Below are 15266 nucleotides of genomic sequence, written 5' to 3'. Positions count from 1 at the left end.
GATAATTTGGGGCAAAGTGGTGTCGTATAAGTACTTTGCCCTGATTAATTGCACTGCGGCAGATTTTTACGGATGTGATAGTGTTACCCGTTGCTGATATCTTTGCTGATCTGATTACGCTACTCGCTAGCAATAATAGAGTGCTGTTGTCTGCACCGCCCGGTGCTGGCAAATCGACTTATTTGCCGCTGTATTTATTACAGCACCCGGATTTTGCCGGCAAAAAGCTGTTAATGCTCGAACCGCGCCGTTTGGCGGCAAAAAGTATTGCTGCCTATCTGGCGGCACAACTGGGTGAAGCCGTAGGCGATAGCGTTGGTTATCAAATCCGGCAGGAACAAAAACACAGTAGCAACACGCGTTTGCTTATCGTTACTGAAGGCATCTTAACCCGCAAATTACAGCAAGATCCTGAGCTGAGCACAGTGGATCTGCTGCTGTTTGATGAATTCCATGAACGTTCACTACATGCTGATTTAGCCCTGGCGCTGTGTTTGGAAGTGCAGCAACTGCGGCCACAGCTGCAATTGCTGATCATGTCTGCCACGCTGGATATGGCGCAGTTGGCCAGCAAACTGGAGGCGCCGGTACTGGCCAGTGAAGGCCGCAGTTATCCGGTAACCGTAGAATATGTGCTGCCGGGCAGCCAACCGCTGGCGCAGCAAATTGCCGCTTTAGTGCAGCAGGCGCTGAGTAAGCATGATGGCAATATTCTGGTGTTTTTACCCGGTCAGGCTGAAATTAACCAAAGTGCTCAGCTGCTGCAGCAAAAGGGTGTAGCCGCCAATGTGCAACTGCACCGGTTGCTGGGCAGCCTGACACTGGCACAGCAACAAGCCGCTATTGCGCCGCCGCCAGCCGGTATGCGTAAAGTGGTGTTGTCGACCAATTTGGCCGAAACCAGTTTAACCATCGACGGCATCAGCGTTGTGATTGACAGCGGCCTGTGCCGGCAAAGCCGGTTTAACCCGCGCCAGGGCTTAAGTGTGCTGGAGACTGCCGCTATCAGCCAGGCATCGGCAATTCAGCGCAGCGGCCGTGCGGGCCGGTTGCTGCCGGGCCATTGCTACCGGCTGGATACGGCAGAAAAATGGCAGCGCAGGGCCCGGTTTGAAGCGCCGGAGATTGAGATCAGTGATTTAACCGCACTGCGACTTGAGGTAGCCGCCTGGGGTTGTCAGGTGGATGATTTACACTGGCTTACAGCGCCACCGGCAGCGTCCTTAGCAGTGGCAGAGCAATTGCTGCAACAACTGGGGTTTATTGACAGCCGCGGCGTGATTACGGCCACGGGGCGGCTGGCGCATAAGTTGGGCACCGAGCCCAGGCTGGCGGCAATGTTGTTACATGCGCAACAACTGGCGCAGCAGGGGCACCACCAAGCACCGGCACTGGCCTGTGTACTGGCCGCCTTGCTGGAGGATACGCGGCTGCTGCAGGGCGATGTATACAGCCTGCTTGGCCGGGTAAAACAAACTCTGCCACAGCAGTGGCAACAGGCACAAAGTTTTGCCCGTTTGCTTGGCTGTCAGTTAACAGAATCGCTGCCGCTGGAATTAGCGCCGCTACTGACACTGCGGGCGTTTCCGGATCGTTTAGCCAAACGCCGTGGCCAGGGTTATCAGTTAGCCAACGGCATTGGCGCCCTATTGCAGGAGGGCCACAGCTTAACCGGGCAAGCCTGGTTGGTGGTGTTGCATATGCAGCAATTTGGCCGCGATAACCGCATTTACCATGCGCTTGATATCAGTAGCGATGCCATAGTGGCAGACTGGCAGGCAGAGCTTGGCTGGCACACGCAAACGTTGTGGGATGACAAGAACGGTCGCTTTTTTACCGAACAGCAACTGAATTTTGGCCAGTGCCTGCTTGATGCCAAGCCGGCACCGTTGCAACTGACAGCAGAGCAAAAGCAACAGGCATGGCAAGCTTATATCCGCAACAAAGGCTTAAGTTGCCTGAGTTGGAGCGACACTGCGCTGCAGTTACGGGGCAGGGTTGCGCTATTGCAGCAGCATCAAACAGATGCCGGCTGGCCGGATTTTTCTGACGATGCCTTGTTAAATACCTTGCCGGACTGGCTGGGTGCGTATTTGGCGCCACTGACTAAAAGCGCGGCCCTGACGCAGTTACCGTTGTATGACGCTTTGCTGCAATGCTTAAGTTATCAGCAGCAACAGCAGCTAAACCAGCTTTTGCCTACGCATTGGCAAGCGCCCACCGGCTCACGGCTTAGCATTGATTATCTGGCGGAAGGCGGACCGCGGCTTTCAGTACGGGTTCAGGAAATGTATGGTCAGATGCAATCGCCAACGTTGTTGCAGGGGCAGCTGGCTGTTACCGTGGCGTTGTTATCGCCTTCGCGTCAGCCGCTACAGGTTACGCAAAATCTGGCTAGTTTCTGGCAAAATGCCTGGCTTGAAGTGCGTAAAGAAATGCGTGGGCGTTATCCTAAACATTATTGGCCGGATGATCCGTCTCAGGCGATACCAACAACAAAAACAAAAAAGGCCATGCACAAATGAGTCGTAAAGCTGGCATCAGCAACGGGCGGAAGAAAAAACCATCTGCGCAGCGCAGCAAGCCGCAATGGTTAAAACGTACGGTGTTGTTTCTGTTAAAACTGTTATTACTTATCGTGTTAGTGCTGCTGTTTTACCTGGTGTATCTTGACAGCAAGATCAGTAAAAAATTTGCCGGACAAAAATGGCAAGTACCGGCGCAGATATACGCCCGCAGCATCGAGTTGTTACCGGGAAAGCTTATGACGCCGCAGCAACTCATCAGTGCGCTTGAAACATTACAGTATCAACGTAACCCTGCTCTGACAGCAGCAGGCCAGTACAGTGTGTCGCGCAATCACGTTACTGTGTACCGGCGCCCCTTTGTCCATATCGATGGTTATCAAAGCGAGCAACTGTTTAGCGTTGAATTTAATCGCAGTGGGATAAACCGTATTATGCAGCGGAATCAGGCTGAGCCGGTTAATTTCGCCCGCATGGAGCCACAACTGATAGAACATCTGGTGGCGGCGCAGCAAGAGGACCGCGAACTGGTCGCGCTGCAACAGGTGCCAGAGCTGTTTAAAGATGCCTTGCTGCTGGTAGAAGATCGTGATTTTTACCACCATCATGGTGTGTCACCACTGTCGGTACTGCGGGCTTTGCTGGTAAATATCAGCGCCGGCCGCACGGTGCAGGGCGGCTCAACGCTAACCCAACAGTTGGCAAAAAATATGTTTTTAACCAGCGATCGCACCTTATTGCGTAAGGTAAATGAAGCCTTTATTGCCCTGGTGCTGGATTACCGCTTTAACAAAGACCAGATCCTCGAGGCATACTTAAACGAAGTGTTTGTCGGGCAAAACTTTGCCAATGCCGTGCATGGCGTTGGTCTTGGCAGCCGCTTTTACTTTGGCAAGCCACTGGGCGAATTGCAGCCGGCCGAGTCGGCATTGCTGATTGGCATGCTAAAAGGGCCATCTTATTTCGATCCACGTCGCTTTCCTAAACGGGCACAGCAGCGACGGGATTTGGTGTTGCGGCTAATGTTTGAGCAGCACCTTCTTAACCGCACAGAGTATGAACAGGCGATACAGCAAAGCGTGCAGGTTATTCCGCGTGGTGAGTATTTATTGCAGGGTAATGCCGCTTATCTGGATACTGTGCGCAAAGAGCTACGCCAGCTAAATATTGATTCTGCCTATAAAGATCAAGGCATTAAAGTGTTTACCTATTTGGATACCGCCACCCAGCAACAGGCCGAGCAGGCAGTTCAACAGCAGTTGGCAACCCAGGATAAAGCCCTGCAGGCGGCCATGGTGGTAGCGGATTACCGCAGCGCTGAGCTGATAGCAATGATCGGTGCCAAAGAAGCGGCACAGGGCGGTTTTAATCGTGCACTGGACGCCAGGCGGCAAATAGGTAGCATTATTAAACCCGTGATCTACTTACAAGCGTTAGCACAACATGGTCGCTATACCCTGGCCAGTCAGTTGGACGACAGCCCGATCCGGCTGCGCAGCAATGAGCAGGATTGGCAGCCACAAAACTTTGATAAACAGTATCGCGGCCCGGTAACCTTGTTAGATGCGCTGGCTAATTCTCTAAATGTGCCCACAGTGCGGCTTGGTTTGCAGCTGGGGTTGCCAGCGATTAACGACGGCTTGCGTCAGCTGGGGCTTAATCGCAAAATAAAATTACATCCGGCGGCGCTGTTAGGCGCTATTGAGCTTAGCCCGCTAGAGGTAACGCAGCTGTATCAAACCATTGCCAACAATGGCTTACATCAGCAATTAAGCAGTTTACATGCGGTTACTGATCACAATGGTCACCCGTTATACCAGCGTCAGCACCAACTAACCCGGCGTTACCAGGAAGCTGAAGTGTATTTGCTGCAATACGCTCTGATGCAAGCCGCCGAAAAAGGCACCGCCAGAGCACTGGCTACGACGTTGCCGGGTATTACGCTGGCAGGTAAAACCGGCACTTCAAGTGACTACCGCGACAGTTGGTTTAGCGGATTTGATCAACACAGCCTGACTACCGTATGGTTAGGCCGGGATGACAATAACGCCATCGGCCTGACCGGCGCCAGCGGCGCCTTGGCCGTGTTTAGCCGATTTTATACCACCAAGGGCGCACATTCGCTGGTGCGCGGCATGCCTGAACAGGTTTCTTTACAGGCTTTTTCGTTAAAAACAGGTTACGCTGTGCCACAAAGTTGCCCTAACATATTGTTATTGCCTGCGATATCAGTTGAAATGCCTGCAGGCGTTGAGTGCATTAATTAACCAAGAAGCTAAAACCGGTAATATGACGATAAAACCCGACAAGCCTTTACAGGTTGGAGACTGGCAATATTTACCTGAGCAGGACAAGCTGGTTCAGTTTTCTGCCGACGGTAAAATTGCCGTTACTGCTGATCTTGATAATTTGTCACAAAAAGTGGCGAATTATTTTATTGTCAATGCCGGGCGCCTAGTTACCAAAGATGAATTGCTGGCAGATGTCTGGGGTATCAGAGATGTGTCTGACGGCCGTGTAACCCGGGTTATCCGGGTATTGCGTGTAGCCTTGGGTGACAATACCCGCGAACCATCCTATATCGAAACCATTCCTAAGCGCGGTTACCGTTTTGTTGCAGCGGTAACGGAAATTAAGTTGCCGCAGCAAACGGAAGCAGAGCCTGCTTTACACTCCACCGACGATAATACCGCTGAGCAAAATATCGCTCAGCGCCGCTATATATTGCTGGCCAGCATCGCTACGTTAATGCTGACGGCATTATTGTGGCTACTATGGCCGGATGACGCTGCAGAACCGCAGGCTGATGCTATTCCAATGTTGCGCTATAAACCCCTGACCGCACTTGATGGCCTGGAGTATTATCACAATGTCTCGCCGGACGAGCGGTATATGGTGTATAGCTACGGGCGTCCTGAGAGCGAAAGTATAGCGGTATTGATGTTGGAGGATCTTGTTGCAAATAAGCGTACTCAGCTTACAGATGAATCTTATAGCAGTTTAGGCGCTGCATTTAGTCCAGATGGTTTATCGATTGCTTATCAGCGAATGAACATCGGTGAGCAGTGTGAGATAAGGCAAATAGAACTCGATTTGCAAAGTTTGCAGCCTGTATCAGATAAGTTATTGACCACTTGCGGTTTGAACTCGGTTTCTTCGCGTTTAAGTTGGTCTGCAGATGGGCGTTATCTGGTGTATCCGGAAATGCGTGATGGCGAAAAGCAAATGACACTGAGCTTGCTGTCATTGAGCTCGGGTTCAACTGAAAAGCTAACTGTACCGCCAGTCAGTAGTTTTGGCGATTATAGCGCACGTTTCTCCCGCAAGGGGGATAAAGTGGCTTTTTTGCGTGAGGCTGCAGGAGTCTCTAATATTTGGGTGATAGATTTAGGCTCACGGGCAAGTGAACTGCTGACAAAGATCACAGATGCTTATCCGGGTAACATTGACTGGGATCTGAAAGACGAATTTATAATTTACCCATCATCAACCAATACACTAAGCAAAGTAGATTTACAGGGCAGGTCTAAAACCTTGGTATATACCGATATAAATGCCAGTGAAGTTCAGGTTACCCAGTCTGGAAGTATTGTGGCTTCAGTAGGGCACTTTTCTCGTATAAATCCACGCAGAATTTCTAACGAGTTGGTAAATAAAGAAAAATTTAACGAGCCGGTGTTTAGCTCAAACCGGAATGAAACCTTAATTGAAGCCAACCCGTACGCTAAGGGCCCTTTGGCCGTGGTATCCCGACGTTCTGGTTTGCCGCAGGTCTGGCTGATGTACCCTGATAAACGTCAAATTCAACTAACGAATTTCTCAGAGCAGGAACGGATTCGCAGTATGGTATTTTCGCCAGACGGCTCTATGCTGTTGGTTCAACTGATACAACACATATTGCTGTATCAGTTCGATGGTAGTGTTCAGAAAATCAATGGTTCGGATGGGGCTGTTATCGGTACGCCGTCATGGAGCAGTGATGGTAAAACTATATTCTTTCCTGAAGTGTCGCAAGGTAAATGGCGCATAGTAGCGACAAATTCAACTGATCTGAATAGTCGGGAGTTTATTGCATCCGAACGTGAATTTTACATGGAAAGTTATGCTGGAGATTATGTTTTTTGGCGCGATAGCAACAGTAAGAAGTTCTTTATTCAATATGCCAACTCTCAGCCGACAGAAATTGATTTTGCTCTGCCGGCTTCACAAGTCATGACGAAATTTAATTTAAAACAGAGAGGCATATACTTTGCCAAATTGGTATCAGATCTTAATTACGGACTGTTTTATTATGATCTGGTTACCGACTCTATAGTCCCGGTCATCAATGAATTGACCGTCGGCCGATTTAGTATCAGCGCCGATGAGCAATATATTTATATTCTCGAGTATGAATTCGCGGATATGGACATTGGTATACTGGAACTGCCGGTCGGTTTTTTATAATAAATTTATTGTAAAATCATAGGGTTTATTTCGTATTTTTTCTCTAGGGTTGTTTCTGTATGCACAACCACTTAAGGAAAAAACATGAAATTATTATCTGTAGTTGCACTGACATTATTAGTAGGTTCAACCGTTTCTCCTGCCGTCACTGGCTCAGATGAGGCCGCTAGTTCTCTAGAGAATAGCAAGTTGAACGGATTGTATGCTTGTACTCTGTTTCCATTGTGTGATTTTGATATCTACAGCCCGGCACCGCAGCCAACTGATAAAAAAATTGACACGCAAGATAAGGCAAAAGACGACAAAGTTGCCTGACATATTGTTTTACAATTAGAAACGCTAAACATTTCTGATGCTTAAGGTATAATCCGCCCCAACATATGCATGTTGGGCGGACCTTAATGTCAAATTTGGACCCCGTGGTACAGATTGGCGACTGGTACTATCAGGTCGTTTATGGCGAGCTGTGGCCTGTTACAACTACTAAACCCGAGCACCCGCACCGGCTTGAGCCGCGTTTGCAAAGCCTGCTGAATTTTTTCTTACGCCACCCCAATACATTGCTGGCAAAAGATACCCTAATTGATAAAGTTTGGCCTGCAGAAGAGGGCACTGATGCCGCGGTAATGCGCGCAGTTGGGGCTTTGCGCAAAATACTCGGTGATGATGTACGGGCGCCTTGCTATATTGCCACGGTATCAAAAAAAGGCTATTGCTGGCTGGCTGACATCAAGCCGGTTGAGTTATTGGCATCAGCCACTTTAACTAATGGCGGTGCAGACAGCCGCAGCTTGGCTGATCTTGATACTGAACCACCTGCTATAGCAAAAAAGACAGCGCTGCCTTGGCGTTTTATCAGCTCAACGGCGTTTATTGTGCTGCTATGCTGCGCCAGCCTGGCCTATGTGCTGGCTAAATATACTGCAGAGCCACTGGTGCGGTTGCCCGATACTATTACGCCTATCAGTGCGCTTAGCGGCCAGGAATACTGGCCGATATTAAATGCTTCGCTAAGCCATGTGGTTTATCAGCACCTGGCACCGGATCAGCAGTTGCTAAATTGGAGTGTGCAGGATTTAACAGATTTAAAAGTTGAGCATGTACCACAACAGTATCAAACGCTGTCGGAGCCGGTTTGGCTGAACGAACAGCAGTTGCTTTTCAGAGCCAGCGACAACCAGCATGTGTGTGCATTTTACAGCCAGCAAGTTCTACCTGATGTTACTGCCCCCGAATTGTTGCAACACTGGCCTTGCAACAAGGTGTTGACGCAGGCTTTACTGCGCTGGCAAGAGCAATGGCTATGGGCAGATATCGCCCCCGGATCGGCTGATATCCTGTTGTTTGCTGCCAAGGAGCAAGCTACTGCGACGATGGTTAACCGCATTGCCAATAATTGGCGTCAGTTTAAAGGCATGTTGCTGTCGGATAACACCTTGTATTTGTTGGTACAGCATAGCTTTAGCAGCAGTGCTTTGTATCGTTTAGCATTGCCCGACGGCCAGCCACAAGCCATTATCACTTTTCCATACCTGGTGCAGCAGTTGTCCTGGTGGAGTAAACAGCAGCTGCTGTTATCTGCTGCTGGCCGTGAGCTGGAAATAGTTGACTTGAAAAATATGGCAATTCAACATCTTGGGCCTTTAACCATTGATCTGGCTCAGGCAAGCAAAGCACCAGGCCAGGTGTTGGCAACGCAGTATCTGGATTACACAACAGACATTTTTCAGGTTAGCGGTGTTGCACCAGATGCTGCATGGTCTTTTTCGCCCTGGCATGTCAGCAACCGCAGTGAACGTTTGCTGACAGCGTCTGAGCATGGCACGGCATTTATTTCTGAACGTACCGGGCAGGCACAAGTCTGGCTGGCGCGTGGCCGCGACAGCACACAACTAACCCGGTTAAATGAGCGCCAACAGGTACAGCAATTATTGTGGCACAACGACAGCTTGTTGTTGGTGCTAAACAACGACTTGTTTCGTTTAAACCCGCAAAGCGGTGAACTGACGAATTATCCGGGTAATATCAATACAGCAGGCCGTTTTAGCAGTTGTGAAAACCGTTTGTACTGGACGGCGCTGACAAAGGATGGTTGGCATTTATATGGCGAAGCCGATTCAGGCCCAAAGCTATTACATACCGATGTAGTAGATGTTCGTTGTGTCCCTGGCCGAGGCCTGATTATACAGTTTTCCCAACAAGCTGATTTAGCGTTATTACAGGCAGAGCAGGTTAACAGGTTGCCGGTGCAGCTGGACTGGCGGCAGTTATCATCTGAGCAGTGGTTTGTTGATAACAGCGGTATATACTGGCTAGACGGGCAACAACGCGCACTGAAAAGCTATGCTTGGAACACCCAACAGGTAACACAGCGTAGTTGGCCAGATGAAACTTTGCCATTAGCGATTTACAGCGGTGGTGATGGTATTGGATTTATCGTGCGGCAAAGGCCGCACGACACAGATATTGTCTGGTTGAAAAACCGTCGTTAAAGCTGTTTAAAGCTGTGTTCTGCAGCGGCGATGGTTTGCGCCAGATCATCGTCAGTATGAGCCAGCGACAGAAAGCCCGCCTCATACGCGGATGGCGCCAGATAAATACCTTGTTGCAGCATCAGGTGGAAGAAACGCTTAAAGGCGTCGATATTACACTGTGTCGCTTGGGCAAAGTTTGTTACTGAGGCTTCGTTGGTAAAGAAGAAGCCAAACATGCCGCCCACCTGATTGGTAGCCAATGGCACCCCATGTTTATCGGCAACCGCTTTTAAATTGCTGATTAGAAACGCCGTTTTTTCAGTGAGTGCCTGGTAAACACCGGGCTTGCTGATTTCTGTTAATGCCGCTAAACCGGCCGCCATAGCAATAGGGTTGCCTGATAAAGTACCAGCCTGATATACCGGCCCCAGTGGGGCAATATGCTGCATAATCTCGCGTTTGCCACCAAAGGCACCTACTGGCATACCGCCACCAATGATTTTACCTAAAGTGGTTAAATCTGGTTTAACGCTATAAACTGCCTGTGCGCCGCCCAGCGCCACTCTAAAACCTGTCATGACCTCGTCGAAGATCAGTACTGCGCCGTATTGATCACACAGCTGGCGTAAGCCTTGTAAAAAGCCATCTGCAGGCGGAATACAGTTCATATTGCCAGCTACTGGCTCAACAATAATACAGGCGATATCGTCGCCGTGCTCTGCAAACAGCTGCGCTAGTTGGGGCAGGTTATTGAATTCGCTGGTTAGGGTGTATTTGGCAAAGTCGGCAGGTACGCCGGGTGAGTTCGGCACACCCAGCGTCAACGCACCGGAGCCGGCTTTTACCAGCAAAGAGTCGGCATGGCCATGGTAGCAGCCTTCAAACTTAACAATGGTATTACGGCCGGTATAGCCGCGCGCCAGACGAATAGCACTCATGGTAGCTTCGGTGCCTGAGCTGACCATTCTTACCATCTCCATGCTGGGCACCAACGTGCTGACGAGTTCGGCCATCGTCACTTCAGCCGGACAAGGTGCGCCGAAGCTTAAGCCTTTAGCTGCAGCCTCTATTACTGCATTGCGAATAGCAGGGTGATTATGGCCAAGTAACATTGGGCCCCAGGAGCCGATATAATCAATATAACGCTTGCCATCAACGTCAAACAAATAGGCGCCGTCGGCGCGGTCAATAAACACCGGTGTGCCACCGACGCTTTTAAATGCGCGCACAGGTGAGTTTACACCGCCGGGGATAGTGTGCTGGGCACGTTGGAACAGTTCTGCAGATAAAGACATAAATCAGTTTCCGATAAGTAAGAAGAAACGGCTGCCAGCCGCATTAACCACTGTGCTTATTGCTATACCAGGGCACAGCACACTCGTAGTTGGTAATAATGTTTTCGACCCCAAGAGTGAGGGCAAACAGCGCCATGCGTACCAAGATGCCGTTATCGGCCTGGCGGAAAATGGCTAAATTGGGGTTTAGGTTTAAGTCGTTATCCAGCTCGTTAGCTTCAACCCGCGAATCACGCGGCAGTGGGTGCATAATCACGGTGTTGGATTTACAGTAGCGGGTATAGATCTCCTGATTTAACCTGAACTTACCCCGGTATAAATTGGCTTCAGCTTTGGACGGGAAGCGCTCTTCCTGAATTCTGGTTTGGTAGACAATATCAGCGTTAAGATTGCCTTCCAATACATCGGTAATACTGACCTGATGGCCGGCATCTTCTATTGCACTGACAATCTCGTCCGGCATCGCCAGTTCTTTGGGCGCAATCAGGGTAAAGCGTAGGTTTTTGTATAGCTTTAACAGCTTTGATAACGAATGCACGGTGCGGCCGAACTTTAAATCACCTACCATGGCAATGTGCATGCCATCAATGCTTTGACCGGACGCGGCCAATTCACGTTGTATTGTAAAAAGGTCTAATAGCGCTTGAGTTGGGTGCTCGTTGGCGCCATCGCCACCATTTAATACCGGCACGCGGCTACCTTCGGCAAATTCCGCAACTGAGCCAGCCTGTGGGTGGCGCATGGCGATAACGTCACTGTAGCTGCTGATCACCCTGGCTGTATCAAACAGTGATTCACCCTTAGATAACGCTGAGGATTCCATGCCGGTGGTTTCGCGTACTTCACCGCCCAATAAATTAAACGCACAACCAAAGCTGACGCGGGTGCGGGTGCTGGGTTCAAAAAACAGGTTACCTAATATAGCGCCTTCGAGCACCTTGGTGCGTTTTTGCCGGCTGGCGTAGGGTTGCATATTACGGGCAATATCGAAAACATGTTGAATGGTGTCGCGATCAAACTGGCTTACCGAGAGGATGTGTTGGCCTTTAAAGCTCATAGTCAGTGCTCTTTTCGCTGATGATTAACCCGGGCCTGAACTGGCCCGGCGCCGGCAATTAGACCGCGGTATTATACGCGAAATACGCCGCCAAAAGCGAATAAGCGACTATATTGGTTTTAAATATGCCAGCAAGATAATGCCGAGTAAAACCAGCACCGGAACTTCATTAAATATGCGATAAAAGCGGGGGCTACGCCTGTTACGGTTATGTTTAAAATCTGCCAGCAGTTTAAAGCAGTAACCATGATAAGCATACAAAAACAGTACCAGCAGCAACTTGTAATGTAACCAACTACTGAGTTTAAACCAGGCTGCGCCGTAGCTGTAAATCAGTAAGCCGCCAAATAGCAGCGTAAACACCGCAAAGGGCGTAACAAAGTACAGCAAGCGACGTTCCATTACTTTAAATTCGGCGTCGCAATCTGCACTTTGGGTTGCAGCATGGTAAACAAATAGCCGTGGCAGATAAAAAATACCGGCAAACCAGGCCACCATAAAAAATACATGTAAGGCTTTATATACAAGAATGCTTGTCATAATAAGTTGTTCTGTTTCACTAATAAACTCCGAACCTGGTCCCAGCGAATAATGCCAATCAGCTGCATTGGCTCTTCCTCGCGGTAAATATACACTGCTCCTTCGCGTTTATCTTCCAAAATGGCAAACGCCTCTGCCATAGTCGCTTGGTGCGTAAGCCCTTGTAGCGGCAAATATTGTACTGCGCTGGCACCGGTCATCGATAGTTGAACGTCGTAATTTGCCAGTAAGTATTCGCCGGTACCGTCGTTGTTGTTACGCTGTACCAACAGTTGTTGCGGCGGCTCCAGTTTATCGAGTGCTTGCAGTACTTGCTGCTCGCTTGGGTTGTCCAGCAGCTGATACTGATCAGTTACCAACGCCAGTACACCAACTTTTTGCAGCACATCGTCGGCAGGTGACAACTTATAGGGCATTTGCAGAAAATCGAGCTGTAGCGTAAAAATGGATTTGTTGTTGAAAAACTGCACGCCGGTAATATAAGCCGTAGTAATTACCAGCATAGCCGGTACAATAATACCCGGGTTATGCGCCAGCTCCATCACGGCAACTAGCGCTGCCAGAGGAGCATGCATGGTTGCAGCCATTAAACCAGCCATGCCCAACACGGCATAGGTGCCGGCGATGCTGTTGTCACCCATCAGAGCGGAGGGGATGATAGCCAGCAAAGTTCCCAGCACTATACCGATACCAAATACCGGGCCAATCACACCGCCAGGCACACCCAAACCCAGCGCAAACAGTGTCAGTAACATCTTTCCAATAAAAATGGTCAGTAACAGCGCGACATCATCCGGGGCATTTGCCGCATAAAAAATGGCGCCACTCTCCGCCCCCATAGCGTGTGGAATTAAAAAACCAACTGCCGCAGTTACAGCGCCTGCCAGTATCAGGCGTAGCATCAGCGGCCAGTTGCGGAAAAGCTTGATCAGACGCATCAGGTTTTTATTGAATACATAGGCAATAGCACCAAATACTACGCCGCAAAGCACCAGATAAGGCATGTGCCAACCGCTGATAGAAACAATATTTAGTAGCGCGAGTTCGCGGTCACTACCAAACACAGTTTGGGTAATTAGCGCCCCAACAACAGATGACAACATTATTGGTACAAAAACATGAACCCGATATTCACGCAGTACCACTTCCATCACAAAAATTACTGCTGCCAATGGCGTGTTGAATGAAGCAGAAATGCCAGCCGCAATGCCACAGCCGGCCAAGATACGAATGCTGTTGTAGGGTAATTGCAGATATTTACCGATAAAGCTGGCACCGTAAGCGCCCAAGTGTACTGAAGGACCTTCACGCCCTACAGAGAAACCGCTGGACAACGCCAATATACCGCCGAAAAATTGGTTAATGGTGTTACGTGTTGGCATTAAGCCATACTTTAACTTAATGCGATGAATGACAAACGGAATACCTAAACGATAATGTTTATAGCCAGTAATCCAGGCTAGCAGGCCTATTAGAACAGCGCCTGCCAAAGGTAATGCCCAACGAATATCGGCACTGACAGTAGAAAAGTCGTCGGTGTGACTAAGAAAAAAACTCTGCAGACCAATAATAGCAAGGCGAAATAAAATAATAAGTATGGCAGCGGCCAACCCGCCCAGCATACCCAGCACGCAAAGCTGTAGCGATGTTTGTGGGAACGCCAGTTGGCGTTGTAAGGATGGAAGCCAGTTCTGCCAGCGCCGCATAACTACCAAAACTCTGTAAATTTACTCAGCAGTTTAACATAAGTTGCTGAACAAGCACCTTAAAATGGCACAAATTACGCTGCTACGTTTTGTTCTGGCTGAATACTTGAATAAAACACTCAGGTATTAGATAATTTACAGCTGCAATTTAGCATCGGAGTTATTATGTCAGAGCCTGTAGTACCAATAGAATTTACTGAAGCAGCGGCTGCTAAAGTGGCTATGTTGGTAAGCGAAGAGGACAACCCGCTTTTGAAATTAAGGGTATATATTACCGGTGGCGGTTGTTCAGGTTTTCAATATGGCTTTACCTTTGACGAAAAAGTAAATGATGGTGACTTTGTCGTTGAAAAGCAGGGGGTAGCTATGGTTGTTGACCCGATGAGTCTGCAATACCTGATGGGGGGCGTAGTCGACTATACCGATGGCCTGCAAGGTAGCCGTTTTATCATACAAAACCCAAATGCGACAACAACTTGCGGTTGTGGGTCATCATTTTCGGTATAACTTTGCATTTATGTAAAAAAATAAATACATTCAGACCAGCCCAATGCTGTGTAGCTGGTCTGATGTCAGCGTTGTGTCAGAAGCAACAGTATCCAAAGACTTAGTGCAATAATAAGATTAAAACCAATAATATAACCAAAGCCTTTCAAGCCTTGCTTAACGCTCAAGCCGCGTTGTTGCAGGAACCAGAACCAAAACACACACATCAACACCGGCAGCAGATACAGCAATTTTATCATTTTCTTTTCTCCTGTTGATACCAAAGGCATCTGACAATTCATTCCATCTTGGAACAGTGTAAAGCAACTTTACAGATTTTAACGCTTGTAGCTGTACGCTCGTCGCAACCTGTGGTTTAATTAATCGCTTTTCATTGCTTATTGCGCGGGCAATAAGGTTTAGATTTATTTTTTGCAGGAAGTATTTTTACATAATAAAAGCGTAACACGCTGGGAGAAGAAAAAGTATGAAAGGTACAAAAAGCGTTATTTCTGAAGAGAACAAGCGCCTGTGTATATGGCTGAAGCGTCAGCGTCAGGAAAAAGGCCATACTATGCGTAGCTTGTCGGAGATTTTAGGAACGCCGCATTCCTTTATTGGTAAGGTAGAGAATCAGGAGCGCCGGTTGGATGTAATTGAATATGTCCGTTATTGCCAGGCGTTAGAGGTCGATCCAACGGAAGGGTTGAAACAGGTTCTCACCGCCTGATTATCGT

At 48.8% G+C, this 15266-nt stretch carries 12 protein-coding genes; 7 read left to right on the top strand and 5 right to left on the bottom strand.

The window, feature by feature from the left end; translation table 11 throughout:
- The first annotated feature begins 80 nt into the window (after positions 1 to 80).
- From hrpB to ACYVIC_RS00545, 5 genes are all read left to right on the top strand, one after another.
- Positions 81 to 2525 carry an ATP-dependent helicase HrpB gene (gene hrpB, locus ACYVIC_RS00565; RefSeq protein WP_460856307.1) on the top strand — a complete coding sequence of 815 codons (2445 nt, stop codon included), beginning with the start codon at positions 81 to 83 and terminating at the stop codon, positions 2523 to 2525.
- Entirely contained in the window at positions 2522 to 4792 is a 2271-nt protein-coding gene (gene mrcB / locus ACYVIC_RS00560; protein ID WP_460856305.1) for a penicillin-binding protein 1B, read from the top strand. Before hrpB ends, mrcB begins: the two co-directional genes overlap by 4 nt.
- A 22-nt stretch (positions 4793 to 4814) precedes the next feature.
- Positions 4815 to 6971, top strand: a complete 2157-nt coding sequence (locus ACYVIC_RS00555; protein WP_460856302.1) for a winged helix-turn-helix domain-containing protein — start codon at positions 4815 to 4817, stop codon at positions 6969 to 6971.
- Positions 6972 to 7055: 84 nt separating this feature from the next.
- Complete coding sequence (locus ACYVIC_RS00550; protein WP_460856299.1) at positions 7056 to 7286, top strand: hypothetical protein; 231 nt, start codon at positions 7056 to 7058, stop codon at positions 7284 to 7286.
- Positions 7287 to 7372: 86 nt separating this feature from the next.
- Positions 7373 to 9463, top strand: a complete 2091-nt coding sequence (locus ACYVIC_RS00545) for a winged helix-turn-helix domain-containing protein (protein ID WP_460856297.1) — start codon at positions 7373 to 7375, stop codon at positions 9461 to 9463.
- On the opposite strand, the gene hemL is transcribed toward ACYVIC_RS00545, so the two are convergent.
- From hemL to ACYVIC_RS00525, 4 genes are all read right to left on the bottom strand, one after another.
- Positions 9460 to 10740, bottom strand: a complete 1281-nt coding sequence (hemL, locus tag ACYVIC_RS00540; protein ID WP_460856295.1) for a glutamate-1-semialdehyde 2,1-aminomutase — start codon at positions 10738 to 10740, stop codon at positions 9460 to 9462. The genes ACYVIC_RS00545 and hemL overlap by 4 nt on opposite strands.
- Before the next feature lie 43 nt (positions 10741 to 10783).
- Positions 10784 to 11797 (bottom strand): aspartate carbamoyltransferase, encoded by a 1014-nt coding sequence (locus ACYVIC_RS00535; RefSeq protein ID WP_460856293.1) that lies wholly within the window; start codon positions 11795 to 11797, stop codon positions 10784 to 10786.
- 108 nt (positions 11798 to 11905) lie between these two features.
- Positions 11906 to 12337: a CopD family protein gene (locus ACYVIC_RS00530; protein ID WP_460856290.1), complete on the bottom strand. Its 432-nt coding sequence runs from the start codon at positions 12335 to 12337 to the stop codon at positions 11906 to 11908.
- A complete protein-coding gene (locus tag ACYVIC_RS00525) occupies positions 12334 to 14043 on the bottom strand; it encodes a chloride channel protein (RefSeq protein WP_460856288.1) in 1710 nt (569 codons plus the stop codon). The genes ACYVIC_RS00530 and ACYVIC_RS00525 overlap by 4 nt, the downstream gene beginning before the upstream one ends.
- Before the next feature lie 165 nt (positions 14044 to 14208).
- Here ACYVIC_RS00525 and erpA point away from each other — a divergent pair, with 165 nt between their 5' ends.
- Entirely contained in the window at positions 14209 to 14550 is a 342-nt protein-coding gene (erpA, locus tag ACYVIC_RS00520) for an iron-sulfur cluster insertion protein ErpA (RefSeq protein WP_460856286.1), read from the top strand.
- Positions 14551 to 14615: 65 nt separating this feature from the next.
- Here the strand turns inward: erpA and ACYVIC_RS00515 are convergent, their stop codons facing one another.
- Entirely contained in the window at positions 14616 to 14789 is a 174-nt protein-coding gene (locus tag ACYVIC_RS00515) for a hypothetical protein (RefSeq protein ID WP_460856285.1), read from the bottom strand.
- A 227-nt stretch (positions 14790 to 15016) separates the two neighbouring features.
- On the opposite strand from ACYVIC_RS00515, the gene ACYVIC_RS00510 reads away from it, so the two are divergent.
- Positions 15017 to 15259: a helix-turn-helix domain-containing protein gene (locus tag ACYVIC_RS00510; RefSeq protein ID WP_460856283.1), complete on the top strand. Its 243-nt coding sequence runs from the start codon at positions 15017 to 15019 to the stop codon at positions 15257 to 15259.
- Positions 15260 to 15266 lie beyond the last annotated feature (7 nt).

This window comes from Rheinheimera gaetbuli (assembly GCF_054781935.1).
This window is presented reverse-complemented; position numbering and strand designations above follow the sequence as displayed.

Excerpts from the sequence above, each read along its gene's own strand:
- ACYVIC_RS00530 (WP_460856290.1), bottom strand. The coding sequence starts at position 12,337 with ATGACAAGCATTCTTGTATATAAAGCCTTACATGTATTTTTTATGGTG.
- ACYVIC_RS00515 (WP_460856285.1), bottom strand. The coding sequence starts at position 14,789 with ATGATAAAATTGCTGTATCTGCTGCCGGTGTTGATGTGTGTGTTTTGG.
- ACYVIC_RS00545 (WP_460856297.1), top strand. The coding sequence starts at position 7,373 with ATGTCAAATTTGGACCCCGTGGTACAGATTGGCGACTGGTACTATCAG.
- mrcB (WP_460856305.1), top strand. The coding sequence starts at position 2,522 with ATGAGTCGTAAAGCTGGCATCAGCAACGGGCGGAAGAAAAAACCATCT.
- ACYVIC_RS00550 (WP_460856299.1), top strand. The coding sequence starts at position 7,056 with ATGAAATTATTATCTGTAGTTGCACTGACATTATTAGTAGGTTCAACC.
- ACYVIC_RS00510 (WP_460856283.1), top strand. The coding sequence starts at position 15,017 with ATGAAAGGTACAAAAAGCGTTATTTCTGAAGAGAACAAGCGCCTGTGT.
- ACYVIC_RS00535 (WP_460856293.1), bottom strand. The coding sequence starts at position 11,797 with ATGAGCTTTAAAGGCCAACACATCCTCTCGGTAAGCCAGTTTGATCGC.
- ACYVIC_RS00525 (WP_460856288.1), bottom strand. The coding sequence starts at position 14,043 with ATGCGGCGCTGGCAGAACTGGCTTCCATCCTTACAACGCCAACTGGCG.
- erpA (WP_460856286.1), top strand. The coding sequence starts at position 14,209 with ATGTCAGAGCCTGTAGTACCAATAGAATTTACTGAAGCAGCGGCTGCT.
- ACYVIC_RS00555 (WP_460856302.1), top strand. The coding sequence starts at position 4,815 with ATGACGATAAAACCCGACAAGCCTTTACAGGTTGGAGACTGGCAATAT.
- hemL (WP_460856295.1), bottom strand. The coding sequence starts at position 10,740 with ATGTCTTTATCTGCAGAACTGTTCCAACGTGCCCAGCACACTATCCCC.